At 41.8% G+C, this 772-nt stretch carries 1 protein-coding gene; it reads left to right on the forward strand.

The window, feature by feature from the left end; genetic code table 11:
• On the forward strand, positions 1-701 hold a 701-nt coding region (locus CRO04_RS25765), incomplete at its 5' end, for a restriction endonuclease subunit S (protein WP_141401063.1).
• Positions 702-772: the final 71 nt, after the last annotated feature.

Consider the following 772-nt stretch of genomic DNA (forward strand, 5'->3'; position numbering starts at 1 on the left):
AACCTGCGTCGGCTCTTTTGGAGCGTATACGGGCGGAAAAGGAAGCCCTCATTAAAGCGGGCAAAATCAAGCGGGATAAGCGCGAGAGCGTCATATTCAGACGGGATAATTCTCATTATACAATTCGTGACGGCATGGAGGTCTGTATTGATGATGATTTGCCCTTTGAAATACCAGAATCATGGGCTTGGGTTCATCTTGGAGAGATTTGTACAGTAGCCCGTGGTGGTTCACCGCGTCCCATTCAGGAGTATTTGACAAGTTCAGAAAACGGAATTAATTGGATTAAAATTGGTGATACCGACATTGGCGGCAAATATATTAACAGCACAAAACAAAAAATCAAACCAGAAGGCATTTCAAAAAGTCGTATGGTTCATAGGGGGGATTTCCTGCTTACAAACTCTATGAGTTTTGGCAGACCCTATATCCTAAATGTTGATGGCTGTATACACGATGGTTGGCTGGTTCTCAGCGGTTACCAAGCAACACTTGATACTGATTATTTTTATTACACTTTATCATCACGCTTTGCTTATTATCAGTTTTGTGGGCAAGTGAGCGGAGCTGTCGTCAAAAATCTTAATAGTGACAAGGTTGCAGATTCGATTTTTCCCCTCCCACCATTAGCAGAACAAGTTCGTATAGTTAAACGAATTGATCGGTTGCTTGGTATTATAGAAAAAGTACCGACTGCTTAACTTGATTCTCATTATGAGAAGTTGAACGGAAATGAGCGGTGTATTGACGATGAGATACCCTTTGACATACC

The sequence above is a fragment of the Lacrimispora amygdalina genome (genome assembly GCF_900205965.1).
Classification (GTDB): Bacteria; Bacillota; Clostridia; order Lachnospirales; family Lachnospiraceae; genus Lacrimispora; species Lacrimispora amygdalina_A.